Origin of the sequence: Streptomyces sp. HUAS MG91 (assembly GCF_040529335.1) — a bacterium.
Taxonomy (GTDB): domain Bacteria; phylum Actinomycetota; class Actinomycetes; order Streptomycetales; family Streptomycetaceae; genus Streptomyces; species Streptomyces tabacisoli.
Genome location: NZ_CP159534.1, coordinates 2,543,174 through 2,568,484, shown reverse-complemented (window position 1 = coordinate 2,568,484; position 25,311 = coordinate 2,543,174). Strand labels below are relative to the sequence as shown.

General features: G+C 72.9%; 20 protein-coding genes. 9 read left to right on the top strand and 11 right to left on the bottom strand.

Translation table 11 applies throughout. From position 1 onward, the window contains the following. Positions 1-16: 16 nt before the first annotated feature. The 4 genes from ABII15_RS11890 to ABII15_RS11875 form a co-directional block, all read right to left on the bottom strand. Positions 17-1,102, bottom strand: a complete 1,086-nt coding sequence (locus ABII15_RS11890) for a cobalamin-dependent protein (RefSeq protein WP_353942270.1) — start codon at positions 1,100-1,102, stop codon at positions 17-19. A 28-nt stretch (positions 1,103-1,130) separates the two neighbouring features. Then, on the bottom strand, positions 1,131-2,768 hold the full coding sequence (locus ABII15_RS11885; protein ID WP_353942269.1) for a PP2C family protein-serine/threonine phosphatase: 1,638 nt from the start codon (positions 2,766-2,768) through the stop codon (positions 1,131-1,133). Positions 2,769-2,915: 147 nt separating this feature from the next. Further along, positions 2,916-3,782: an oxygenase MpaB family protein gene (locus ABII15_RS11880; RefSeq protein WP_353942268.1), complete on the bottom strand. Its 867-nt coding sequence runs from the start codon at positions 3,780-3,782 to the stop codon at positions 2,916-2,918. A gap of 153 nt (positions 3,783-3,935) precedes the next feature. Then, the gene (locus ABII15_RS11875) at positions 3,936-5,666 is read right to left on the bottom strand and encodes an MFS transporter (RefSeq protein ID WP_353942267.1); all 1,731 of its coding nucleotides are present in this window, start codon (positions 5,664-5,666) and stop codon (positions 3,936-3,938) included. Positions 5,667-5,899: 233 nt separating this feature from the next. Between ABII15_RS11875 and ABII15_RS11870 the strand changes: the two genes are divergently transcribed. The 5 genes from ABII15_RS11870 (at position 5,900) to ABII15_RS11850 (ending at position 12,940) form a co-directional block, all read left to right on the top strand. Continuing rightward, positions 5,900-8,095, top strand: coding sequence for an acyl-CoA dehydrogenase (locus ABII15_RS11870; RefSeq protein WP_353942266.1), 2,196 nt, complete (start codon positions 5,900-5,902; stop codon positions 8,093-8,095). A gap of 265 nt (positions 8,096-8,360) precedes the next feature. Continuing rightward, positions 8,361-9,266 carry a LysR substrate-binding domain-containing protein gene (locus ABII15_RS11865; protein WP_353942265.1) on the top strand — a complete coding sequence of 302 codons (906 nt, stop codon included), beginning with the start codon at positions 8,361-8,363 and terminating at the stop codon, positions 9,264-9,266. Positions 9,267-9,329: 63 nt separating this feature from the next. After that, the gene (locus tag ABII15_RS11860) at positions 9,330-10,505 is read left to right on the top strand and encodes a CoA transferase (protein WP_353942264.1); all 1,176 of its coding nucleotides are present in this window, start codon (positions 9,330-9,332) and stop codon (positions 10,503-10,505) included. Next, a complete protein-coding gene (locus ABII15_RS11855) occupies positions 10,505-11,686 on the top strand; it encodes an acyl-CoA dehydrogenase family protein (RefSeq protein ID WP_353942263.1) in 1,182 nt (393 codons plus the stop codon). The genes ABII15_RS11860 and ABII15_RS11855 overlap by 1 nt, the downstream gene beginning before the upstream one ends. A 60-nt stretch (positions 11,687-11,746) precedes the next feature. Continuing rightward, complete coding sequence (locus ABII15_RS11850) at positions 11,747-12,940, top strand: lipid-transfer protein (protein ID WP_353942262.1); 1,194 nt, start codon at positions 11,747-11,749, stop codon at positions 12,938-12,940. Positions 12,941-12,963: 23 nt separating this feature from the next. On the opposite strand, the gene ABII15_RS11845 is transcribed toward ABII15_RS11850, so the two are convergent. Together ABII15_RS11845 and ABII15_RS11840 are read right to left on the bottom strand one after the other, a co-directional pair. After that, positions 12,964-14,781 (bottom strand): NAD-binding lipoprotein, encoded by a 1,818-nt coding sequence (locus tag ABII15_RS11845; protein ID WP_353942261.1) that lies wholly within the window; start codon positions 14,779-14,781, stop codon positions 12,964-12,966. Between the two features lie 142 nt (positions 14,782-14,923). Next, positions 14,924-16,264 carry a lipase family protein gene (locus ABII15_RS11840; protein ID WP_353942260.1) on the bottom strand — a complete coding sequence of 447 codons (1,341 nt, stop codon included), beginning with the start codon at positions 16,262-16,264 and terminating at the stop codon, positions 14,924-14,926. 214 nt (positions 16,265-16,478) lie between these two features. Here ABII15_RS11840 and ABII15_RS11835 point away from each other — a divergent pair, with 214 nt between their 5' ends. Further along, positions 16,479-17,927, top strand: a complete 1,449-nt coding sequence (locus ABII15_RS11835) for an MFS transporter (RefSeq protein WP_353942259.1) — start codon at positions 16,479-16,481, stop codon at positions 17,925-17,927. A 151-nt stretch (positions 17,928-18,078) separates the two neighbouring features. Here the strand turns inward: ABII15_RS11835 and ABII15_RS11830 are convergent, their stop codons facing one another. From ABII15_RS11830 to ABII15_RS11815, 4 genes are read right to left on the bottom strand one after another with little or no spacing between them, the layout of a single operon-like run. Next, the gene (locus ABII15_RS11830) at positions 18,079-18,711 is read right to left on the bottom strand and encodes a response regulator transcription factor (RefSeq protein WP_353947030.1); all 633 of its coding nucleotides are present in this window, start codon (positions 18,709-18,711) and stop codon (positions 18,079-18,081) included. A 21-nt stretch (positions 18,712-18,732) separates the two neighbouring features. Next, on the bottom strand, positions 18,733-19,986 hold the full coding sequence (locus ABII15_RS11825) for a sensor histidine kinase (RefSeq protein WP_353942258.1): 1,254 nt from the start codon (positions 19,984-19,986) through the stop codon (positions 18,733-18,735). Between the two features lie 37 nt (positions 19,987-20,023). Beyond that, entirely contained in the window at positions 20,024-20,740 is a 717-nt protein-coding gene (locus ABII15_RS11820) for an ABC transporter permease (protein WP_353947029.1), read from the bottom strand. Further along, a complete protein-coding gene (locus tag ABII15_RS11815) occupies positions 20,740-21,657 on the bottom strand; it encodes an ABC transporter ATP-binding protein (protein WP_353942257.1) in 918 nt (305 codons plus the stop codon). The genes ABII15_RS11820 and ABII15_RS11815 overlap by 1 nt, the downstream gene beginning before the upstream one ends. A gap of 287 nt (positions 21,658-21,944) precedes the next feature. Here ABII15_RS11815 and ABII15_RS11810 point away from each other — a divergent pair, with 287 nt between their 5' ends. The 3 genes from ABII15_RS11810 (at position 21,945) to ABII15_RS11800 (ending at position 25,062) form a co-directional block, all read left to right on the top strand. Beyond that, positions 21,945-22,799 carry a MaoC/PaaZ C-terminal domain-containing protein gene (locus ABII15_RS11810; RefSeq protein ID WP_353942256.1) on the top strand — a complete coding sequence of 285 codons (855 nt, stop codon included), beginning with the start codon at positions 21,945-21,947 and terminating at the stop codon, positions 22,797-22,799. A gap of 70 nt (positions 22,800-22,869) precedes the next feature. Next, positions 22,870-23,946 (top strand): Zn-dependent alcohol dehydrogenase, encoded by a 1,077-nt coding sequence (locus tag ABII15_RS11805; RefSeq protein WP_353942255.1) that lies wholly within the window; start codon positions 22,870-22,872, stop codon positions 23,944-23,946. A gap of 177 nt (positions 23,947-24,123) precedes the next feature. Further along, a complete protein-coding gene (locus tag ABII15_RS11800; RefSeq protein WP_353942254.1) occupies positions 24,124-25,062 on the top strand; it encodes a 3-oxoacyl-ACP reductase in 939 nt (312 codons plus the stop codon). Between the two features lie 65 nt (positions 25,063-25,127). On the opposite strand, the gene ABII15_RS11795 is transcribed toward ABII15_RS11800, so the two are convergent. Continuing rightward, complete coding sequence (locus ABII15_RS11795) at positions 25,128-25,310, bottom strand: hypothetical protein (RefSeq protein ID WP_353942253.1); 183 nt, start codon at positions 25,308-25,310, stop codon at positions 25,128-25,130. Position 25,311 lies beyond the last annotated feature (1 nt).

Here is a 25,311-nt window from a genome sequence, read left to right as displayed (position 1 = left end):
CGTGGGTCGGGCCCGGCTAGGTTTCGAGAGCGCCCCGGGCGACGTGCAGGATGCCGAACACCCGCGGGAAGTCCTTGAGTTGGCCCACGAGCGAGTCCAGCGCGGCGAGCAGGCAGCGCGGCGGGACACCGCGGGCGGTCAGGATGTCCGCGGTCCACGCGAGGAACCGGGCGAACAGCTCGGGGCAGTCGACGTAGAGGGCGGTCGCGAGATACGTGACGATGTGGTCGATGTCCTCGGCGGTCCGCTCGTTCTGGTAGCGGTTGTACCAGCGCGTCTCGGGGAAGCTCTCCTGGACGTCCGCCAGGGCCTGCTTGGCCAGCTGCCGCTTGCTCCGCAGGACCATGGTGTACTCCTCGTCGCCCAGGTGCGGCAGATCCGCCTCGGGCGGCCGGACCGCGCGCGCCCCGGGCCGCCGCGGGCCCCCGTCGAGGAGGGCGGCGGCGCCGGGCGCGTCCCCGGCCCACTCCGCCCGCATCAGCCGGGCGTAGCGGCCCTGCGGACCGAACGCGGCGCCGCCGGCGATCACCGGGAACCCGGCACCCTGGCACGAGCTGATCGCGTTGTGGGCGGCGGGCAGCAGCACCTCGACGGACGAGGACAGCAGTACCGCCCGGGCGCGGGTGTACCGGGCGTGGGCGACCAGATGCTCGGTGGGGACGTGCGCCCCGAGATAGTCGACGCGCCAGCCCCGCAGCCGCAGCACCTCGCTGACCAGGCGCGCGGGCAGGGCGTGCCACTCGCCGTCGACGCATGCGACGACCACCCGTCCGGCCGGAGTGCCGGGCCGCGCCGACGCGGTGGAGTCGACGACGGCCGCGACGCACCGCTCGCTGATCGCCGTACCGGCGTGCTCCTGCGCCACCGTGATGTCGTTGGCCGCCCAGGCCTCGCCCAGCCGCGCCTGGACCGGTGCGATCAGTTCGAGCAGGACCCGTTCGCCCGCGGCCCGCGTCCGTTCCGCCGTCGAGGGGGTCGCGCCGAGCGCGCCGCGCACCACGGCGACGGCGCGCGTCTCGTCGCACGCGTGGAGCGCCTGCCACAGACGCTCGCGCGGCTCGGCGAGAGAGGTGGGGAAATCACTGTCAGTGCCACCGGTCACGTGGCTCACCCTTTCCGGGCCGGGTCGTTCACAGGTCTTCGTTCGGTGACGCGCCCGGCCGGCCCGGCGCGCCGATCGCCAGGACGGCCATGTCGTCGTGCGGGCCGCCGCCCAGCCACTGGGCGGCGACCATCTGTACGTGCTCGGTGACCGCCTCGGTCGGCATGCCCGCGCAGGGGGCCAGCACCGCGCGCAGCCGGTCCTCGCCGAACATCACGTCGCTCAGCGGACCGCCGCGCGCCTCGGTGATCCCGTCGGAGTACAGCAGGCAGGTCTCGCCCGGCTCCAGGACGACATCGGCGGTCTCGAACTCCAGCTCCTCGATCGCGCCGAGCAGCGTCCCGCCGACCGGGACCTGCTCGACCCGGCCGCCGGCGCGCACGACGAGCGGGGCGGGATGGCCCGCGCTGGAGACGCGCAGCCGCACCCGTGGGCCCTCGCGCACGGCGCTGACCAGGACGAGCGTCACGAAGGGCGCCTGCCGCGCGGCCAGCAGCGCGTCGTTGAGGAGGGTCAGCAGCCGGGTGTGGTCGGCGGCGAACGGCACCAGCGCCTGGAGCGCGTGCCGCACCCGGCCGGCCACCACCGCGGCCTCGATCCCCTTGCCGCACACGTCGCCCAGCACCGCGACGGTCTCGGCCTCCGGCACGGCCCCGGGAAGCAGGTCGTAGAAGTCGCCGCCGACCCGCTCGCCCGCGGTCGAGCTGCGGTAGCGGCCGGAGAAGCAGATGCCGTGCACCCGGCCGAGGGCGGGCGGCAGCAGATCGCGCATCAGTACGTCGGTGAAGCGTGCCTGGCGGGCGTGGCTGCGGGCGAGGGAGAGGGCGGCACCGGCCCGCGCGGCGAAGAGCCGGGCGAAGCGCTCCTCGGCGGAGCCGAACGGCGCCCTGCCCGGGCGGCGCAGCAGGATCAGACAGCCGGCCGGAGCGCCGTGCCCGGGCAGCGGCACCACGACCACCGAACCGACGGCGGCGACCTCGCCCGCGAACCCCTCGGGCACCGCCCAGGACGGCACCGCGCCCGGATCGATCCAGGCCGACGGCGTCGTGGGCAGCCCGAGCAACGCCTCGGCCAGGCCCGGCAGTTGGCCGGCGTCCAGAGGTATGCGTTCCTCGGTCACCGGCCCGCCCGCGGTGCACCGCGTGACAGGGAAGTCGCGGCCGTCGCTCATGCCGACCAGGACCGCCGCGTCCGCCAGATGCCGGGCCGCCCGCCGCACGGTCACCTCACGGCAGTGCGCCACGTCCAGCGAGGTGAGCAGTTCGGACGAGAGCTCCTGCAACAGAGCGGCTCTCGCCCGCTCCCGCGCCAGCTCCTGCGCGGCACCGGCCGGAGCGCTGTCGCTCACCAGCCACCACGTCACCGTCCCCGCCGCGCCCGGCCCGGCGAGCGCCTTCACCCGCAGCTCGCCGATCCGGCCGCCCGCCCACGCGGAGGGCGCCGTCCGGGCGCCGCCCGCGTGCCGCAGATGGGCCTCGGCCAGCCAGGCGGGCGCCACGTCGGGCAGCGCGGCGCCGACGTCGATCCGGGCGAGCAGGTCGGCGGCCTGCTCGTTGTAGGACAGCACGGTTCCTGCCGCGTCCACCGTCACCGTCGGATACGGGTCACAGTGCTGCGCGGCGGGTCCCGCGTCGTGCGAGCTCTTCTGCTTCGGCAAGGCGACCATCTGTCTGGAACCCCCGGTACGGGCTCCCACCACCCCTCCACTCGAAGGAAGGTGACGCCACATTACCGACGGCATATGACTAGTGGCCGGACTTTTCAATACTTCTGACAGCGTTCCCCGACTGCTGAATAATCGGCTGGCGCATGCCTAGCGGTTACTGGTGCCACCAGGCTCGGGGAACGTGCCGAGGTCCGCCACCCGGAAGCCGTGCGGATAGCCCCGGACGTTGGGACTCTGGCGGGCGAAGCGCGGGGTGCGGCGCGGCGGCAGGAGCCGTATCAGCCGGCCGCGCAGGCGCATGCCGCCGCGCACCGCGCGCTCCAGGACGGCGGGCGGCGCCGGATAGGCGAAGGCCGCGCGCATCGGCGGGTCCATCAGGCATACGGTCGCCCTGCGCATCGCCGCGCCGAGCGGGCCCGGGTACCAGGACGCCATCAGGTCGAGCGTGGCCTCCGAGACCGCCCGGCCGCCCTTGTCGAAGGCGAAGTGGCGGCGCTCGTAGTCGTCCATGAACTCCTCGAACTCCGCGTAGGTCTCCGGGATGTCCTTGATGTTCATGCGGCGGCCCAGCGCCCGGTAGTAGTGGGTGGACGCCCGGATCTCGTGGTCCGACAGCGGGCGCCAGCCGAACTCGTCCAGCCAGCGCTTGGGGACCACGACGAACGTGGCCAGGACATAGCGGAGGTCGTCGTTCGGTATGTCGTAGCTGCCGTGCATCCGGTTCATGCGGCGGATCGCGGTGCGGCCCTGCTCCGCGTCCATGCCGTGCTCGCCCACCGCGTCGAGGATGAGCACCGTGTCGTCGTACCGCTTCTGCGCGCGCTCGGTGAACTCGCCCGTTCTCGCGAGGAGTTGTCCGATGCTCGGCACGGCGTACGTGCGGTAGAGCGCGAAGCCGAGCGCCTGCATGAAGTCCCACGGGAACTCGTGGGTGGTGCTGATCGCGTAGATCCGCTCGTAGTCGCGCTCGGGGTCGAGTCCGCGGATCTGCCGGAGCCAGTCGTAACGCTGCACGGTGGAGCCACCCTTCGTCGTGCGACGGTGCGGTCGCCGCGTCTCCTCCCGCATGATCGCGCGTCGGCGGCGGTTCGCGCAGAAGCAGAACGCGCCGGGCGATCGCCCGGCGCGTTCTCGGCAGCAGCTCAACTCGGCGGCCCGCAGGGCCCGTTACGGCTGCGGGACCGCCACCGCCTCCAGGGCCAGGTCCACGTGCACCGCGCGGTCCTCGCCGTGGTGCGTCGCCGCCGACGCCCGCGGCGCGTGCCCGGCGGCGGTCGCCGCCAGGACGTAGGAGCCGCCCGCGGGGACGGCCAGGGAGTAGCGGCCCTCGTGGTCGGTGAGGGCGGCGCCCGCCTGCCGGCCGCGACGGTCGATCAGGGTCACCTTGGCGTGGGTGACGGGCATGCCCGCCGGGTCCACGACCTGGCCGCGGAAGTGGGCCAGGGCCTCCTCGGCGCGCGCCAGGTTGGCCTCCTCCTCGCTGCTGGCCCGCAGCTGGACGACGGCCACCTTGCGCTTGGGCAGGAACAGGGCCAGGACCACGCCCATCGCGACCGCGGCCGTGGCGATCAGGAACGAGACGCGGAAGCCGTGCATCGTGGGGATCGCGACCCCGCCGACGTGGTTCGCCGTGTTGGCGAGGACCATGCCGATGACCGCCGACGACACCGACGTGCCGATCGACCGCATCAGGGTGTTCAGGCCGGTGGCCGCGCCCGTCTCCGACGCGTCGACGGCTCCGATGATCAGGGCCGGCAGCGACGAGTACGCGAGGCCGATGCCCGCGCCGACCACCACGGAGATGATGATCGTCTGCCAGGGCGCGCTCATCAGGCCGAGACCGGCGCCGTAGCCGATCGCGATGATCAGCATGCCGAGGATCAGCGTGACCTTCGGCCCGAACGTCGCGGACAGGCGGGCGTAGACCGGAGCCGTGAACATCATCGTCAGGCCGAGCGGTGCGACGCACAGGCCCGCGACGACCATCGACTGACCGAGGCCGTAGCCGGTGGCGGAGGGCAGCTGGAGCAGCTGGGGCAGGACGAGCGAGATCGCGTAGAACGCGACACCCACCATGATCGAGGCCAGGTTGGTGAGCAGCACCTCACGGCGGGCCGTGGTGCGCAGGTCGACGAGCGGGGCCTTCAGGCGCAGCTCCATCACGCCCCACAGGACGAGGACCACGAGCGCCGCGCCGAACAGGCCGAGCGTCGTGCCGCTGCTCCAGCCCCAGTCGCTGCCCTTGGTGATCGGCAGGAGGAAGAGGACCAGACCGGCGGAGAGGCCGAACGCGCCCGCGTAGTCGAAGCTGCCCTGCGCGCGCAGCGGGCTCTCCGGGACGAAGGCGAGGGTGAGGATCATGGAGACGACGCCCAGGCCCGCCGCGCCGAAGAACAGCGCGTGCCAGTCGGCGTGCTGGGCGACGAGCGCGGCGACCGGCAGGGCGAGACCGCCGCCGACGCCGATGGAGGAGGACATCAGGGCCATCGCCGAGCCGAGCTTCTCGCGCGGCAGCATGTCGCGCATCAGGCCGATGCCGAGCGGGATGGCGCCCATGGCGAAGCCCTGGAGGGCACGGCCGACGATCATCACCAGGAGCTGGTCGGTGAAGCCGCAGATCAGCGAGCCGATCACCATGATCGCGAGGCTGGCGAGCAGCATCCGGCGCTTGCCGGCGAGGTCGCCGAGGCGGCCCATGATGGGCGTCGAGACGGCGCCGGCGAGCAGGGTCGAGGTCATCACCCAGGTGGCGTTCGAGGGTGCGGTGTCCAGCAGCTCGGGCAGGTCCTTGATCACCGGTACGAGCAGCGTCTGCATGACCGCCACGACGATGCCGGCGAAGGCGAGGACGGGGACGACGCCGCCTGTCCGGCGGGAAGTGGTCGTCGGTTGGGACATTGCGGAGGGCCTCCGGAGGGCAGGTTCGGATCGCCTGTGCGGGCGGAGCGCGAGCGGGAGTGCGTGTAGGTCGAACCTGTTCGCTCGGGCGACTATTCCGATGTTTGTCGTACGAGCGCGAACCTTGACCTTTTCATTACATGGGACCTCGCCGCGGTCGGGCCGCGAGGGAATCTGACTTGCCGTCAGATCTGCTCTTCCCCTCTACTGGAACGTGTTCTACCGTGCGCCGCATGGGGACCGCCGACAGTGCCGTCATTGCCATCACTCAGGACCAGCGGGAACTCGCCGCCTCCGTGCGCGGCTGGATCGCGCGCGCCGCACCACCCGACGAAGTGCGCAAACTGCTCGACGCCCCGGCCGCGCCGGGACACCGCCCGCCGTACTGGGACAGCCTCGCCGCGCAGGGCCTCCTCGCAGTGGGGCTGCCCGAGGCTTACGGGGGCGGGGGCGGGACCCTGCTCGATCTCGCGGTGGTCGTCGAGGAGGCGGGCCGCGCCGCGCTGCCCGGACCGTTCCTCGCCACCGTGCTCGCGGCCGAGGTGCTGGCCCGGGCGGGCGCCCCGGAGCTCGCCGGGCGGCTCGCCTCCGGAGAGCTGATCGGGGCCGTCGCCTTCGCCGCGGGCGGCCTCAGCGCGGTCGCCGGACCCGACGGACTCGTCCTCGACGGGACCGCGCCGCCCGTGCTCGGCGGCGCCGACGCCGACCTTTTGGTGCTCGCCGCCGACAGCTCGGACGGCGTGGTCTGGCTCGCCGTCGACGCCGCCACCCCCGGGCTCGCCGTGCGGGCCCACGACAGCGCCGACCCGACCCGGCCCACCGCCGGGATCACCGCCTCCGGCGCCACCGTGCCCGCCGCCCGCATCCTCGCCCCGCCCGGCTCCCTGGTGCGCGACCTCGCCGCCGTGCTGCTCGCCGCCGACGCCTGCGGCACCGCCGCCTGGGCGCTGCACACCGCAGCCGAACACGCCCGGGTGCGCGAGCAGTTCGGGCGGCCCATCGGACAGTTCCAGGGCGTCAAGCACCTCTGCGCCGACATGCTCGTCCGGGTCGAGCAGGCGGGCGCCCTCGTGTGGGACGCCGCCCGCGCCCTCGACGACCCGGTCCCCGGCGAGGTCCGCTCCCTCACCGCCGCGCTCGCCGCCGGGACCGCGCTCGACGCCGCCCACAGCTGCGCCAAGGACTGCATCCAGATCCTCGGCGGCACCGGATTCACCTGGGAGCACGACGCCCACCTCTACCTGCGGCGGGCCGTCGTCGCCCGGCAGCTGCTCGGCGCCGGCGACTCCCACCGGCTGCGCGCCGTCCGCCTCGCCGAGACCGGGGTCCGCCGCGAGCTGCGCCTCGACCTGCCCGCCGAGGCCGACCCGTACAAGGAGGACGCCAGGAGAGTGGTCGGGGCCGCCCGCGGGCTCGACCCGCGCGCCGCCCGCCTCGCCCTCGCGCCCACCGGATACGCGGCGCCGCACCTCCCCGCGCCGTACGGCCTCGGCGCCGGACCGATCCAACAGCTCGCCGTGCAGCAGGAGTTGACGGCGGCCGGGGTGCGGGTCGCCGATCTCGGCATCGCCACCTGGGTCGTCCCGTCGCTGATCGCCTACGGCACCGCCGCGCAGCGCGACCGCTACCTCCCCGCGACCCTGCGCGGCGAACTGCTCTGGTGCCAGCTGTTCTCCGAGCCCGGCGCCGGATCCGACCTCGCCTCGCTGCGCACGCGCGCCGAACGCCTCCCCGACGGACGCTGGCGGATCAACGGCCAGAAGGTGTGGACGAGCGCCGCCCAGTGGGCCGACCACGGCATCCTGCTGGCCCGCACCAACCCCGACGCCCCCAAGCACAAGGGGCTCACCTACTTCCTCGTCGACATGAAGCACACCGACGGCATCGACGTCCGGCCACTGCGCGAGATCACCGGCGACGCGCTCTTCAACGAGGTCTACTTCGACGACGTCCTGCTGCCCGCCGACGCCGTCGTGGGCGAGGTCGACGACGGCTGGCGGGTCGCCCGCCACACCCTCGGCAACGAACGCGTCCACATGGCCGACCAGCTGACCTTCGACACCGGCCTGGAAGCGCTGCTCGCCCGCGCCGGTGACCTCGACGGGGCCGTTCGGGCCCGGATCGGGGCCCTTGCCGCCGAGGCGCACGCGCTGGCCTGCATCGGGCTGCGCACGACCATGCGGCAGGTCGCCGGAGAGGGGCCCGGCCCCGGCGCCTCCATCCGCAAACTCGTCCAGACGCCGCACCAGCAGCGGGTCGCCGAACTGGCCCTGGAGCTCCTCGGCCCCGCGGGGGCGCTCCGCGAGGGGCCGGGGGAACGCGCCCTGCACGGCTTCCTCCTGTCCCGCTGCCTCACCATCGCCGGCGGCACCACCCAGGTCCAGCTCAACGTGGTGGCGGAACGGGTGCTGGGGTTGCCCCGGGATTAAGGGGGCGCGTTCTCGTCCGCGGCCCGGTGGGGGCTGGTCGCGCAGTTCCCCGCGCCCCTGAGATGCGCACTGCGTGCGCCATCTCATCACCAGAGGCGCGCGAAGCGCAGCCTCAGGGGGAGGCTGCGCGTCAGCGCATGCCTCAGGGGCGCGGGGAACTGCGCGAGAAGCGGCCACCGGCCGTCAGCCGACCGACTGCCCAAACAGCGCGGCCGGCAACGACGTACCCGCCACCCGGCGGACGCGCCCCCATAGGGTCACCATCGTGGAGCTGAAACACCTCACCGGGTTCGTCGCGGTCGCCGAAGAACTCCACTTCGGCCGCGCCGCGGCACGCCTGCACATCGCCCAGTCACCCCTCAGCCAGCAGATCAGGCTCCTGGAGCGCGACCTAGGGGTACAGCTCTTCGAGCGCACCACGAGAACGGTCCGGCTCACCCCGGCGGGCCACGCCCTGCTCGACCCCGCCCGCGCCCTCCTGGCCGACGCGGCCACCCTGCGCCGCACCGTCCGCTCCGCCCACCTCGGCGAGACCGGCAGGGTCACCGTCGGCTTCGGCGGCGCCAGCGCCTACTCCGCGCTGCCCGCTCTCACCCGGGCCGTGAACTCCGAGCTGCCGGGCGTGGAGCTGGTCCTGGAGAGCCAGATCTTCACCGGAGAGGCCCTGGCCCGCCTGACCGACGGCACCATCGACCTCGGCGTCGCCGCGCTGCCGGTCCGCCGCGGCATCACCGCGAGAGTCGTCCGCGCCGAGCCCCTGGTCTGCGCGCTCCCCGAGGGCCACCGGCTGGCGGCCCAGGACGGCGTCACCTTCGCCGACCTGCGCGGCGAGCGCTTCGTCACCTTCCCCGTGGCCCGCGGCTCGGCCGTGCGCGAGGCGATGGTGCAGGGCTGCCACGACGCCGGGTTCGCCCCGCGGATCGCACAGGAGGCCCCGGACTCGTACAACCTGCTCGCGCTGGTCGGCGCGGGCGTCGGCGTGGCCGTGGTCGTGGGCTCGGCCCGCTCCATCCACCTGGAGCACGTCGTCTTCCGGCCGCTGGTCGGCCCGGACGTGCCGGTGCTGCCCATCGCGCTCGCCTGGCGCACCGGCAACGACAGCGCGGCCCTCGCCGCCGTCCTGGCCGTGGCGGAACGGGTCCTGCCCACACCGCCCGACTATGTGGATTAGCGGCACACTGGCAGCCGTAATCGGTCTTGGACAGCACTTAATGCGCGGGGCAGAGTGATCGGCATGTCAGAGCCGCCCGCACCGCCGCAGGCCGCGCCGCTCGCGGGGATCAAGGTCGTCGACCTGTCGAAGATCCTCGCGGGCCCGTACGCCACCATGTCCCTCGCCGACCTCGGCGCCGACGTGACCAAGGTCGAGCACCCCGAGGGCGGCGACCCGACCCGCCGCTGGGGCCCGCCGTTCCAGGGCGAGGACGCCACCTACTACCTGGCCGCCAACCGCAACAAGCGCTCCGTGACGCTCGACCTGAAGACCCCCGAGGGGCAGGCCGAGGTCCACCGGATGCTGGCCGGCGCCGACGTCATGGTGGAGAACTTCCGGCCCGGCTCCACCCTCGCCCGCGTCTTCGACTACCGCGCGCTCACCGAGCGGTACCCGCGCCTGGTCGTCCTGCACATCTCCGCCTTCGGCGAGACCGGCCCGCTGCGCGACGAGCCCGGTTACGACATGGTCGCGCAGGCCTCCGCGGGCCTGATGTCCCTGACCGGCGAGACCGACGGACCGCCGCTCAAGGCGGGCTTCGCGATGGGCGACCTCGGCGCCGCGCTCTTCGGCCTCGTCGGCATCACCTCCGCCCTCGTCGAGCGCGCCCGCACCGGCCGCGGCCAGTACGTCACGACGTCCCTGTACGAGACCCAGCTCGCCCTGCACGCCAACTGGGCCACCGCCCACTTCGCCACCGGCGAGCGCCCCACCCGCCTCGGCTCCGGCCATCCGAGCCTCGTCCCGTACCAGGCGTACGAGGCGTCCGACGGCCACTTCGTGATCGCGGTCGGCAACGACGCCCTGTTCCGCACCCTGTGCGCCGCCCTCGACCTCGACGCCCTCGCCGACGACGAGCGGTTCACGACGAACGCCGCCCGCGTCGCCAACAGGGACGATCTGAACGCCCGGTTGACGGACGTCCTCGCCCGGCGCACGGTCGGAGAGTGGTGCGACGCACTGAAGGCGGCCGGGGTGCCCGCCGCCCCCATCCGCCACCTCGACGAGGTGTACGCCTGCCCGCAGACCGCCGCCCTCGGCATGGTGCAGGAGGTCGAGCACCCGGCGGCGGGCACGCTCCGCCAGGTCGCCTTCCCGGTCAGCTTCAACGGCGTACGGCCCGCCGTGCGCACCGCACCGCCCACCCTCGGCCAGCACGACGACAACCCCCGCACCCAGCAAGGAGCCCGAGCCTGATGCCGTTCCCCGCACTCGACCCCGTCGACCCGCTGAACCTCGAAGCCCTCCTCACCGACGAGGAGCGCGCGGTGCGCGACACCGTCCGCCAGTACCTCGACGACAAGGTCGAGCCGCACATCGCCGACTGGTTCGAGCGCGGCGAGCTGCCGGACCTGCCCGAACTCGCCCGCGAATTCGGCAAGATGGGCCTGCTCGGCATGCACCTGGAGGGCTACGGCTGCGCGGGCACGTCGGCACGCGCGTACGGCATCGCCTGCCGCGAACTGGAGGCGACCGACTCCGGCCTGCGCTCCTTCGTCTCCGTGCAGGGCTCGCTCGCCATGTTCGCCATCCACCGCTTCGGCTCCGAGGAGCAGAAGCAGGAGTGGCTGCCGCGGATGGCCGCCGGCGAGGCCATCGGCTGCTTCGGCCTGACCGAGCCGGACCACGGCTCCGACCCTGCGTCCATGACGACCCGGGCCCGCCGCGACGGCGACGACTGGATCCTCGACGGGCGCAAGATGTGGATCACCAACGGTTCCGTCGCGGCCGTGGCCGTGGTGTGGGCGCAGACCGAGGACGGGGTACGCGGCTTCGTCGTGCCCACCGCGACCCCCGGCTTCTCCGCGCCGCTCATCAAGCACAAGATGTCGCTGCGCGCCTCGGTGACCAGCGAACTCGTCCTGGACGGCGTACGGCTGCCCGCCTCGGCGCAGCTCCCGGAGGCCCGCGGCGTCGGAGCCCCGCTCACCTGCCTCAACGAGGCCCGGTACGGCATCGTGTGGGGCGTCACCGGCGCCGCCCGCTCGGCGTGGCGGGCGGCGCGCGACTACGCCCTCCAGCGCGAGCAGTTCGGCAAGCCGATCGCGGGCTTCCAGCTCACCCAGCAGAAGCTGGTCGACATGGCGCTCGAACTCCACAAGGCGACGCTGACGGCCCTGCATCTGTCGGCGCTCAAGGACTCGGACGCGGGCGTCCACCCGGCCCAGATCAGCTTCGGCAAGCTGAACAACGTCCGTGAGGCCATCGAGATCTGCCGCACCGCCCGCACGATCCTCGGCGCCAACGGCATCTCGCTGGAGTACCCGGTGATCCGCCACGCCAACAACCTGGAGTCCGTGCTGACGTACGAGGGCACCACCGAGATGCACACCCTCGCGCTCGGCCAGGCACTGACGGGGCTCGCGGCCTTCCGTTAATCGCTCCGCCCTGCCACTATCTGACGGTCCGTCAGGTAGTGGCAGGAGGGCTGTGCAGCCATGAAGTCGTACATCGTCGGCGTCGGCATGACCAAGTTCGAGAAGCCCGAGAGCCGGGACTGGCAGTACTGGGACATGGTCCGGGAGGCGGGCGGGGCGGCGCTCTCGGACGCCGGGATCGCCTACGGCGACGTACAGCAGGTCCCCGTCGGCTACTGCTTCCAGGCCTCCACCGCCGGTCAACGCGCCGCCTACGAGCTGGGGTTGACCGGCGTCCCCGTCTACAACGTCAACAACAACTGCGCCACGGGCTCGACCGCGCTGATGATGGCCCGCCAGTTCGTCGAGGGCGGCATCAGCGACTGCGTGCTCGCGCTCGGCTTCGAGAAGATGCAGCGCGGCGCGCTCGGCGGCGGCGCGGACGGCGGCGACTTCAAGACGTCACCGGTCGCCCGCCACTACGGCATCATGGCCGCCCGGCACGGCTTCGAGATGAGCCCGCCCACCGCCCAGATCTTCGGCGACGCGGCCCGCGAGCACATGGAGAAGCACGGCACGACACCGGCGCAGCTCGCCGCGGTCGGCGCGAAGAACCACCGCCACTCGGTCAACAACCCCTACGCGCAGTTCCAGGACGCGTACACCGTCGACGAGATCCTCGCCGCGAAGACCATCCACACGCCGCTCACCAAGCTCCAGTGCTCACCCACGTCGGACGGCGCGGCGGCCGCCGTCGTCGTCTCCGAACGCTTCGTCGAGGAGCGGGGGCTGGGGGAGAAGGCGGTCGAGATCGTCGCCCAGTCGATGACGACGGACACCGAGGAGTCCTTCGCGTCCGGCTCCTGCGTCGACGTCGTCGGACAGCCCATGTCGCGGGAGGCGGCCCGGCAGGTCTACGAGGCGTCGGGCCTCGGCATCGAGGACGTCGACGTCGTCGAGCTGCACGACTGCTTCTCCATCAACGAACTGCTGACGTACGAGGCGCTCGGCATGTGCGCGGCGGGGGAGTCCGGCAAGCTCGTCGAGTCCGGCGCCACGACGTACGGCGGCCGCTGGGTGGTGAACCCCTCGGGAGGCCTGATCTCCAAGGGCCACCCGCTCGGCGCGACCGGCATCGCCCAGATCGCCGAACTCACCTGGCAGCTGCGGGGCGAGGCGGGCGGCCGCCAGGTGGCCGGTGCGCGGGTCGGCCTCGCCCACAACATCGGGCTCGGCGGCGCGGCCGTGGTGACGATGGTGCGGCGGGGACGATAGACAGGCCCTAGGTCGGACACGGCCTAGAGGTCCCGCATGACCGCGATGACGGTGTCGGCGGCGCCGAGGACCACGCGTTCCTCCTTGCCGGGATTGACCCGGATCCCGTACCGGGGGCCGGTGTCCGATTCCGCGTGGAGCCGGTAACCGATGACGGACCGGCCGCGGCGGCGGCCGGAGGCCACGACATCGGCGAAGGCGACCTCGCGGCCCACGGGAACGTACTCGGCGGCCGGGCCGAGGTGGATCCGGTTGCCGCCCGCGGTGAACAGTTCCTCGAACAGCGCGGCGGTACGGGGATTCTCGCTGATCTGGGTCATCAGGAGGCTGATGAGCCGGCCGCTGACGACGAAGTCGGTACCCGGGCTCATCGGGGCGATCAGCCGGTCCTGGTCGTCGGAGAGTTCGGCGGTCACGTGCAGCGAGTGCCCCGCCGCCCGCTCGGCGGCCCGCAGGTGCAGCAGGGTCTCCAGGACGTGGTAGTCGGGATCTGCCGCACCGACGCTTCCCGCTGCCTCCGGGCCCAGCACGATCACACTGTCGTAGCCCAGGACGTCCAGGCCGTGCGCGGCCCGCGGTCCGCCCGTCACCAGGTCCAGGCGCGCCGCGTCCGCGTCCGCGTACCGGTTGAGCTGCTCGATGATCAGCGGGGCCCTGCGGTTCCACCCCAGGAGCAGCGTCCGGGCCGGCCCGGTCTCGCGCGGCGCGGCCTCGACGGCCGCACTGTCGTCGAACGGCAGCGGCTCGTCCGAGACCACCGCGGTGCTGTCGTTCTCCGTGATCAGCACGATGCGGTCCGCCGGGGTGATCACCGTGGCGGAGGGCGGGTTGAGCGCGGGCCGTCCGCCGGGGCCCAGCAGGCCGACCACGCAGGAGCGCGCGTACGACAGCAGCGCCTCGCCGTAGGTCCGGCCGGTGAGCGCGGGCTCGTGGACGATGTGGAACTCGCAGCCCGCGAAGTCCAGTAACTCCTGGTGGACGAGGGAGAGTCCGGGCTGCCGCGCGCACTGGGCGAGGAGGCGCGCGGTGATCGTGTCGATGTCCAGGATCCGGCCGCCCGGTCCCGCCGCGAGCACCGCGGCCGTGTGATGGGCGGGCTCGCGCACGGCGGCGACGACGGTGGCCGCGGGGGCGTCGCCGGCGACGGCGCCGAGCGCCAGCAGTGTCCGCACCACCGTCCGGTCCCCCTCGTGATCGCCGGGCGACAGGACGATGACCGCCGAGGCCGTCCGCGGGCTGACCCGGGCCAGGACGGCGGGGTCGGTGGGCGAACCGCTGCGGCAGACCACCCGCGTGGTGCCGGTGGCGCCCACCCTGGTGGTGATCTGCTCCTCCATCTCCACCTTGTCCCGTGGGGCAAGCAGCGCCACGGTGGCCCGGCGCCGGTGGGCGTTGGCCGTCACCAGCTCGGAGATCACCGGGAACACCTGGTCCGACCAGCCGAGGACGACGGTGTGCCGCTGCTCCACGATCGTCGAGCGCCCGAGCCGCAGTTCGAGGATCTTGTCGTTCATGCCGGTGGTGATCACGCTGACGAGGGTCGAGACGAACAGCAGGCTGACGAGCGCGAGCAGCACCGACAGCACGACGTACGCCGGAGCGCCGACCGCGCCCCCGACCCGCAGCGTGGCGCCGACGCTGGCCCACACCGCCGCCGCCTGCCCGGCGAGCGTGGTGGGCACGGGCCTGCCGACCAGCACCTGCGCCACGCTCGCCGGAACGACGACGGCGAGACAGGCGAGGGTCAGGCCGGCCACCAGGGTGAGCGTGCTGCGGGCCAGGAAGTTGTCGAACCAGTACCGCAGACGGGTACGGATCCCCTCTCCCGCGCGTCCGCGCATCCCCACACTCCCGGCCCGCCCTGTACGACGGATCGGTCCTACCCCCGCCGCCGGGCGCCGCCACCCCCGTGACCCGAAAGGATGCGAACCGCGCGAGGCGGCCGACGCGCACCGGCCGGCGTGCTAGGGCGGGCGGACCTGGTCAGGAGCCCGGCGTCACCACCTCGGGCGCCAGGGAGTTGCCCGCGGGGACCCGGCCGCAGTCCGACGGCGGCGTCTTGCCCGCGAACCGGTCGTTCAGCCAGTCCAGGGCGACGGGCGCCCAGGGCACGGCGGTGCCCACGTGGCTGAGCGCGTCGTACTGCTGGTACTTGATCGAGGTGTTGCCCTTGTCGCAGTACTGCCGCACCAGCGCCCGCACGTCCCCGGCGACCATGACGCCGTCGCCCCGGCCGATGCCCGGGAGGTTGCTGAGGGTCCCCTCGAAGACGCCGCCACCGCCCTGCGCGATGTACCCGGGAACCTTCGGCGTCGCGGCCGAGCCGAGGTTGAGCTTGTTCACGGCCTCGACGAACGGCGGCACCGAGTTCGGGTCCGCGTACTGCGGCTTCACCAGCTTCTTCCACGTCAGACCCGGGTACTGGCCGAGGGCGTTGACGATCGAGGCCTTCTCCAGCTTCTTGAAGACCGTCTGGCCGTAGCTGTTGAGGTAGGGCTCGAAGTCGATGTCGTAGGCGCGGGCGGCGCCGAGGACGGCCATGGGCGCCACCCCGGCCCAGAGCGAACTGCCGCCGATGTACTTGAGGTTGTGCGCCGGGGCGACGAGCAGCCCGCCCTCGGCGAAGCCCACCAGTCTCCTGTTGACGTCCGGCGCGTAGCTCGGGGCGAGCGCGGCCGCCCAGTGGGTGGCGATGGCGCCGCCCGAGTAGCCGGCCAGGCCGATGCGGGTGTCGGCGTTCAGGCCGGTCTCCGGCGCGCTGCTCGCGGCCCGGATCGAGTCCAGGGTGTTCGTGCCGTACTCGGGTCCCGCCGCGAAGTCGGCGTTCTGCCCCTCGCTGTCGGGGATGACGACGTTGTAGCCCGACAGCAGCAGCGGCACCAGGAGCAGCGACTCCCCGTTCGCGATCAGGCCGCCGAGCGAGACGTCGCCCGCGATGGCGCGGGAGGGCGAGTCCTCGGGGTTCAGGGAGTCGTAGAAGGACTGGTACGAGACCGCCTTGCCGCCGTCGCCGTTCGGGCTGCGCACGACGGAGGTCACACCGGCGGACGGCCGGCCCTGCGCGTCCTCGGTGCGGTACAGCAGCTGGATCGCCTTGACCGGCGTGGGGATGCCGAGGACGTGGTACTGGAGGGTCCGGGTCTTCAGCACGGTGCCCGGCGCGTACGACGCCAGGGGAGCGCTGCCGTCGTAGGTGTAGAACGAGTCGTCCGCGGCGGCCGGCGCGGACGACTGCGTGGCCGCCGCGGCGGCCGGGGGGAACGCGGTGACGGCCAGCACGGTGACGACGGCGCCGGCGAGTGTCCCAAGTGCGCTGCGGTGCATGGTGTCCTCGGCTTTCGCCTCGTGGAGCACGGGTGACAGAGGGGTGTACCTGTCGGTAACAGCGCCGAAAGTTACCAACAGGTAGACGAGTTGACCAGAGTTCTAACAAGCGCTTCCGCCGATCGGGGCGGGTCTGGTCCCCGGGACCTATGCCGAATGGCCCATCGCCGCTGCTCCGAAATCCTCATGTACGGGGCACAAGCGGCCTGGGACCATGACACTCATGCCGCAGATCTCCCCCCTGGCCTCCGAGGCCGCCCACCCCGGGATACCGACCCGCAGGCCCACCGCGCCCGCCTGGCTGGTGGTGGCCGTGGCCTGCGCCGGACAGTTCCTCGTCGTCCTCGACGTCTCCGTCGTCAATGTCGCGCTGCCCTCCGTCCGCGCCGACCTCGGGCTCAGCCCGACCGGCCTGCAATGGGTGGTCAACGCCTACTCGATCGCGTTCGCCGGCTTCATGCTGCTCGGCGGGCGGGCCGGTGACCTCTTCGGGCGCAAGCGGATGTTCCTCGTCGGACTCGGGCTGTTCACGCTCGCCTCGCTCGCGGGCGGACTCGCCCAGCAGGACTGGCAGTTGCTGGCCGCGCGGGCCGTGCAGGGCCTCGGCGCCGCCGTGCTCGCGCCGTCCACCCTGACGATCCTCACCTCGGCCGTGCCCGAGGGCGCCGCCCGCGCCCGCGCCATCGCCACCTGGACCGCGGTCGGCGCGGGCGGCGGCGCGGCCGGCGGGCTCGTCGGCGGCGTCCTCACCGAGGGCCTGAACTGGCGCTGGGTCCTCCTCATCAACGTCCCGCTCGGCGCCGTCGTCCTCGCGGCCGCCGCCCGCTGGATCCAGGAGTCCCGCGCGGGCGGCGAGCGCCGCCTCGACCTGCCCGGGGCGCTGCTCGTCACGGCGGGCACGGCGACCCTCGCCTACGCCGTCGTGCAGACCGAGGCGGCCGGCTGGGGTTCGGCCGCCACGCTGGTGCCGCTGGGGGTGGCGCTCGCGCTGATCGCCGCGTTCCTCGTCGTCGAGGCGCGTACGAGGCTGCCGCTGATGCCGCTCGGACTGTTCCGCGTGCGGTCCGTGGCGGCGGCCAACGCGGCGATGTTCGTGTGCGGCATGGGCTCGTTCTCCATGTGGTTCTTCATGACCCTGTACGCGCAGAACGTGCTCGGCTACACGCCCGTCGAGGCCGGGCTCGCGCTGGTGCCCAGCTCGCTCGCGGTGGTCGCCGGGTCGAAGACGGCGCCGCGGCTGATGCGGCGGTTCGGGGCGCGCAATGTCGCCGTGGGCGGGGTGCTCGTCACCGCCGCCGGGTTCGGGTGGCAGTCGACGATGAGCGCGCACGGGTCGTTCGTCGTGAGCATCATGCTGCCCGGGATCGTGATGATGGCGGGCGCCGGCTTCGCGATGACGCCGCTCGCCTCGCTGGCCACGTCGGGGGCGGAGCCGGGGGATGCCGGGCTTGTCTCCGGGCTGGTCAACACGTCCCGCACGCTGGGTGGTTCGCTGGGGCTCGCGATCCTCTCGACCGTCGCCGCGGGGCGCTCCGCGGGGGGTCTGGATCGTGACTCGCTGACCGATGGATATGCGGCCGCGTTCCAGGTGGGGGCCGGGATTTTGCTGGTGGCGGTGGTGGTGCTGGTGGCATGGATGCCGCGAACGCGTCTGCCCACCTGAGGCAGCGTCCCCGAGCGCACCCCGTCGGCCGCGTCCCGCGCAGTTCCCCGCGCCCCTGAAACGAGCTCCGCTCGTCCAGGGGAGGCTGCGCGGCAGCGCATGCCTCAGGGGCGCGGGGAACTGCGCGACCAGCCACGACGAGAGCCGCGCTTTACAGCCAACCCTGCCGGCGCGCGGAGCGCATGGCTTCCATGCGGTTGCGGGTGCCCGTTTTGCCGATCGCCGAGGAGAGGTAGTTCCGGACCGTCGACTCCGACAGATGCAGCTTCCCGGCGATGTCGGAGACGGTCGCGCCGTCGGCCGAGGCCCGCAGCGCGTCGGCCTCCCGCGCCGTCAGAGGGCTCGGCCCCGCCGACAGCGCCGCCGCGGCCAGCGCCGGATCGACCACGGTCTCCCCGCGCAGCACCTTCCGGATGGACTCGGCGAGATCCTCGACGGGCCCGTCCTTGACGAGGAACCCCGCGGCACCGGCCTCCATGGCCCGCCGCAGATACCCGGGCCGCCCGAACGTGGTCAGGATCAGCACCCGGCAGTCCGGCACCTGATCGCGCAGCTCGGCGGCGGCGTCGAGCCCGCTGCACCCCGGCAGCTCGATGTCGAGGAGGGCGACGTCGGGCCGGCAGGTCAGCGCCGTGTCGACGATGGCGTCGCCGGCCGAGACCTGCGCGACGACCTCCATGTCCTCCTCCAGGCCGAGCAGCAGCGCCAGCGCGCCCCGCATCATCCCCTGGTCCTCCGCGAGCAGCACGCGCACACTCTTCGCGGGCCGGTGGTCCCGCGGCATCTCTGTCGTCACGGGGAGACCTTACGTGCTGGCTTCCGTCAGTTCGGCGTCCCGCGCCGACTCACCCTCCCCGACGGGGAGTTCGGCCGTCACCGTGAAACCGGCGCGCGGACCTGGCCCGGCCGTCAGCGAGCCGCCCGCCGTGGCGAGCCGTTCGGCCAGCCCCTTCAGACCGGTGCCGCCGACCCCGGAACCGGCCGCGCCGGACGGCGGCCCCGAACCGTCGTCGACGACCCGCAGCCGCACCTGCTCCGCCGTCCCCTCCACGGTGATGGCGCAGGTGGTGGCCGCGCTGTAGCGGACCGCGTTGGTGACCGCCTCGCGCACCACCCAGCCCAGCAGCGCCTCCGTCTGCGCGGACAGCGGCGGCCCCGACTGCCGGACCACGGGCTCGATCCCGGCGGCGGTGAGCGCCGAGCGCGCGTTGTCCAGCTCGGTGGCGAGGCTGCCCTCGCGGTACCCGGTGACCGCCTCCCGGATCTCGGTGAGCGCCTGCCGCCCGACCGCCTCGATGTCGGTGATCTGCTCCAGCGCCGCGTCCATGCTGCGCGGCGCGAGCCGCCGCGCCGCCTCCGACTTCACCACGATCACCGACAGGGTGTGCCCGAGCAGGTCGTGCAGGTCGCGGGAGAAGCGCAGCCGCTCCTTCTCCACGGCCTGCCGCGCCAACTCCTCGCGAGCCGAGCGCAGTTCACGTACGGTCTCGGCGAGCGAGAGGATCGCCGCCGTCACCATCGTGGACAGGAACGTCCCGTAGAAGACGCTGATCGCGTCCCAGCCCTCGCGCAGCGCGCCGACCCCGCCGCCGAGCACGCTGAGCGCCAGACCGATCCGCCCGATGTTCGGGCCCCGGGCGAGCGCGCCGACCGCGAGGCCGAGCAGCGGGAAGAACGTCAGCCAGCTGCCGCCGTAACCGCCGGCCAGCGCACACGTCAGTACGGTCATCAGGCCGACCGCGACGCGCGTGGACGTCGCCTCCCGCGTCTCCTTGTGGAAGGCCCTGAACACCACATAGATGTAGAGGGAGTTGAAGGTCAGCAGGGCGATCCCGCCGATCCACGGATTGGGCGTCCTCCCCTGCACCAGGTTGGAGAAGGCCCCCAGACCCATCAGCAGCCACGGCAGCATCGTGAACCCGTTGAGCGATGGGCCCAGCTGCTCGACCGGTCTGCCCTCCTTGCGGCAGGCGCGCTGCTCCGCCTTGGCCCGCGCGTTCTCGGCCTTCCACTCGTCGCGCGCGATCTGCCACGCCCGCCACTGGTCCTTCAGCGCCATGATCAGAACTCCCCGTCCCCGTTCCGTCCGTCCCGTCTCAGATGGTCCGGGCCGCCCTGCGGTACGAGACCACAGCGTACGAACCGAAGACCAGCAGCCAGCCGACCAGAATCGCCAGGGCGGCGAGCGAGGGCGCGTGCCCGTCGGCGACGGCCGTGCCGAGCTGCGCGAACCGGTTCGTCGGCGTGAACGACGACACGTGCCGCAGCCAGTCGGGGAACAGCGCCACCGGGAACCACAGCCCGCCGAGCACCGCGAGCCCCAGATAACAGAGCATGTTCAGCCCGCCCAGGGCCTGCGAGGTCAGCCGGTAGCCGTTGCCCAGGCCGAGCAGGGTGAAGGGCAGCGAGCCCAGCCACAGCAGGAGGACGATGACCGGCCACTTCCACAGGTCGAGCCGTACGCCGTTCACCGCCGCGCCCGCCACCAGCACCGCCGTGATGGCGGGCAGCACGGTCACCGCGCCGGTCAGGGCCCGCCCGATGACGCCCTGGTGCGGTGCCATCGGCGTGATCCGCAGCTGCCGCAGCCAGCCGATCGCCCGGTCCTCGGCGACCCCGCCCGCCGTGTTCATCGCCGCGCCCAGCGCCCCGTACGCGGCCATCCCGACCATCGACGCCGTCTTCCAACTTCCGTCGTCGGAGCCGAGGTTGGTGAAGAGCAGGTACATCATCACGGGCATCGCGACGGTGCCGATCACATACCGTCCGTCGCGCAGCGTGCGCCGCACCTCCAGGCGCAGGTAGTCCCACATCACACACGCTCCAGCTGCTCGTCGAGGTCGTCGGTGCCGGTCAGCGCCAGGAAGGCGTCGTCGAGGGAGGCCGGCGCGACCTCCAGGTTCCGTACGGCGTCCAGCGCGGCCAGCGCCATCACGGTGGCGTCCGGGTCCTCGGTGCGCAGCCGGGCCCGGTCGCCGCGGATCTCCACCGAGACCACCCCCGGCAGCAGCGAAAGGCCCTCCGTGCCGCGCCCGGCGAGGTCGAAGGCGACCAGGCTGCCGCCGCCGGCCCGGCGCAGCTCGTCCCCGCTGCCGTCGGCGACGAGGCGGCCGTGGTCGATGACGACGATCCGGTCGGCGTGCGCGTCGGCCTCCTCCAGATAGTGCGTGGAGAACAGCACCGTGTGGCCGCGCCGCGCGTACGTCCGCATCGACGCCCAGAACGCGTGCCGGGCCTCCACGTCGAGCGCCGCCGTCGGCTCGTCCAGGACGATCAGCGCGGGGTTGCCGGCCAGCGCCACCGCGAACCGCACCCGCTGCGTCTGGCCGCCCGACAGCTTGTCGACGCGGCGGTCCGCCAGCTCCCCGATCCCGGCCAGCCGCAGCGCCTCCGCGACATCCATCGGCTCCGGGTAGCGGCGGGCCACGAAGCCGACCAGCTCGGCGACGGTGACCCGGGGCACGGCCCGGCCCTCCTGGAGCATCGCCCCGACCCGCCCGGCCCGCACCGCGGTCTGCGGCCGCGTACCGAACAGCTCCACGCGCCCCTCGTCCGGCTCGTCCAGACCGAGAAGCAGCGAGATGGCGGTCGACTTGCCCGCGCCGTTGCGGCCGAGCAGCGCGACCGTCTCGCCCGCGTCGATCCGCAGCGAGAGACCGTCGACCGCGCGGACGTCCCCGAATGTCTTGACGGCCCCCGTGAAGGACACCGCCGGTGTCTTTGTCGTCATGGCACCGACATTACGGAGCGGCACCGGGTGCGGGGCAGATACGACTGTCCGCGGTCCGCCGGTACAAATGTCACACCCACTGATCTGACGCACAGTCAGAAAGGTCGCGCCACACCCTTCCCAACCCATCACCTCTTGGCTATACATGAGGTCGCCGGGTGGATGAGAACACGTTCTACCGGACACCCTCCGCCCGGCCCGTGACGACCTCGGTGCGGCCGACGGTGCGGACGGCCGCACCGAGGTCTTGACCAGTTCGACCCGTCAGCCTGAGGAGCGCCTGTCTGATGCCCATCGACGCAGCGAAGGCCGTGGCCGCCGAACCCAGGTCCGCCGGGATCACCTGGGACCACAAGGACATCCAGCTCTACCACCTGGGCCTGGGCGCCGGTGTCCCCGCCACCGACCCCGACGAGCTGCGCTACACCCTGGAGTCGAAGCTGCACGTCCTGCCGAGCTTCGCGACCGTCGCGGGCGCGGGCATGGGAGTCGTCGGCGGGCTCAGTTCCCCGGGCGTCGACGTGAACCTCGCGCACGTCCTGCACGGCGGCCAGACCATCGAGGTGCACCGCCCGATCCCGGTGAAGGGCACGGCGACGACCACCTCCCGGGTCGCCGCCGTCTACGACAAGACCAAGGCCGCCGTCCTCGTCCTGCGCACCGAGGTCGCCGACGCCGACGGGCCGTTGTGGACCGCCGACTCCCAGATCTTCGTGCGCGGCGAGGGCGGGTTCGGCGGCGAGCGCGGGCCCTCCGAGCGCCTGGAGATCCCGGACCGCGCGCCCGACCGCACCGTCGACCGCCCGATCCGCGAGGACCAGGCCCTGCTGTACCGCCTCTCCGGTGACTGGAACCCGCTGCACGCGGACCCCGAGTTCGCCAAGCTCGCCGGCTTCGACCGGCCGATCCTGCACGGCCTGTGCAGCTACGGCATGACCCTCAAGGCCGTCGTCGACACGGCCCTCGACGGCGACGTCTCCCGCGTCACCCGCTACAGCACGCGCTTCGCCGGCGTCGTCTTCCCCGGCGAGACGCTGCGCGTGCGCATGTGGCAGCAGCCGAACCGGGTGCAGGTGACGGTGACGGCCGTGGAGCGCGACGAGGCCCCGGTCCTGGCGGACACGCTCATCGACCACACCTGATCGACGTACACGCAGGGACGTACACACGCAGGGACGTACACGCAGCAGAGACGCGAAGGAGCCGCACCCCATGCGAGCAGCCGTACTGCACGAGATAGGCCAGGACAAACTCGAGGTACTCGACGACGTCGAGGCGGTCGGCTTCGGTCCGGGGAAGGTGAGGATCCGGGTCCGGGCGACGGGCCTGTGCCACTCCGACGTCTCCGCGATGAACGGCGTCCTGCCGCAGCCCGCGCCGTTCGTCCCCGGCCACGAGGGTGCCGGGGAGATCGTCGACGTCGGTGACGGGGTCGCCGGGCTGAGCGTCGGCCAGCGGGTCCTCGTCTGCTGGCTGCCCGCCTGCGGCGCCTGTCCGGCCTGCAAGCGCGGGCAGACCCAGCTCTGCCTCGCCGGGTTCATGAACGCCGGCACCCCCAACTTCAAGCGTCCCGGCGGTGACGTCTTCGGCTTCGCGGGCACCGGCACGTTCACCGAGGAGGTCGTGGTGGACGCGGGCTGCGCGGTGCCGATCCCCGACGACGTCCCGTTCGACATCGCCGCGCTGATCGGCTGCGGTGTCACCACCGGGCTCGGCTCGGCCATCAACACCGCGGATGTGGCCGCCGGTTCGTCGGTGGCGGTCATCGGGTGCGGCGGCGTCGGCATCTCCGCGATCCAGGGGGCCCGGCTCAAGGGCGCCGCCCAGATCGTGGCCGTCGACCCGGTGGAGTCGCGGCGCGAGGCGGCGCTCAAGTTCGGCGCGACGGAGGCGGTGTCGCCCGACGGACTGGCCGACGCCAAGCAGCGGATCACGGCTGGCGAGGGCTTCGACTACGTCTTCGAGGTCGTCGGCAAGTCGGCCACGGCCCGCACCGCGTACGAGACCACGCGGCGCGGCGGCACGCTCGTCGTCGTCGGCGCGGGCGCCATGGACGACGTGCTCCAGCTCAACATGTTCGAGCTGTTCTTCGACGAGAAGCGCATCCTGCCGTCCATGTACGGCGGCGGTGACGTCCTCGCGTCCTACGAGCGTGCCATCGCCCTGTGGCGGGCGGGCCGCATCGACCTGGAGTCCCTGATCACCCACCGGGTCCCCCTGGCCGAGATCAACGAGGCCCTCGACCAGATGCGCACGGGCGCCGCCCTGCGTACGTGCATCGAGATCTAGCCCCGCCGGGGGCGCGGGGAACCACGGCGGCGCCGCACCCGACGAGCTCACCGGGACCCGGGGCTCCGCCCCGGACCCCGCTCCTCAATCGCCGGAGGGGCTGATTCTGCCGGGGGCGCGGGGAACTGCGCGACCAGCCACGACGAGAGCCGCACCCGACGACCGAGAGGAAACCCCATGTCAACCCCGCTCAAGGGCCGCACGGCAATCGTCACCGGCGCAGGCCGCGGGCTCGGCCGGGCCGAGGCGCTGGAACTGGCCCGCCTCGGCGCCAACGTCGTCGTCAACGACTTCGGACAGCCCGGCAGGGACGGCTCGGGCGAGTCCGACGCCACCCCGGCCGACCAGGTGGCCCGGGAGATCCGCGACGCGGGCGGCGCCGCCACCGCCCACACCGGCGACGTCGCCGACCACCAACAGGCCGAAGAACTGGTCCAGTTGGCGATCGACACCTACGGACAGCTCGACATCCTGGTCAACAACGCCGGCATCCTGCGCGACCGCATGATCTTCTCGATGACCGAGGACGAATGGGACTCGGTCATCCACGTCCACCTCAAGGGCCACTACAACACCACCCATTTCGCGGCCCGCCACTGGCGCACCCGCTCCAAGGAGACCGGCGCCCCGGTCTACGGCCGCATCGTGAACACCTCCTCGGAGGCGTTCCTGGCGGGCAGCGCGGGCCAGCCCAACTACGCGGCGGCGAAAGGCGGAATCGTCGGCCTGACCACGTCCACCGCCCTGGCCCTCGCCAAGTACGGCGTCACGGCGAACGTCATCTGCCCCCGGGCCCGCACCCGGATGACGGAAGACGTCTTCGCCGGGTTCGCCGAGCCCGCCGACGGCCTCGACCCGCTCGCCCCCGAACACGTGGCCCCGCTGGTCGGCTACCTCTCGGGACCGTCCGCGTCGCACGTCAACGGCCAGCTCCTCGTCGTGCACGGCGGCATGGTGGCCATCGTCGAACGGCCGCAGGTACGGGCGAAGTTCGACACGGAGAAGGACGCGTTCACGTACGACGAACTCGACGCGCTGCTCACCCCGCACTACCAGGACCGCCCGCCGAACGAGACCTTCGCGGCGGCGGAGGTGCTCGGCCTCAAGCACGGCTGACACGACAGGAGGGGCCCGGCGACGTGAACCGTCACCGGGCCCCTCCGTGCTGTCCTGAACGGACCTTAGACCTCGTCGGCCCGTGCCCCCCGATGCCGCCCACGCGGCTCGGGCTGCTCACTCGGAGCCGCCGCCGACGCGGCCACCGCGCCGCGGTGCCGCCCTGAGCCACCGGAGGCCGTGGCCTCCACGCGCTCGTGGCGCTCCATGGTGTCCGTCGTGCCGTTCCTGCCGTTGCTTTCCGTCATC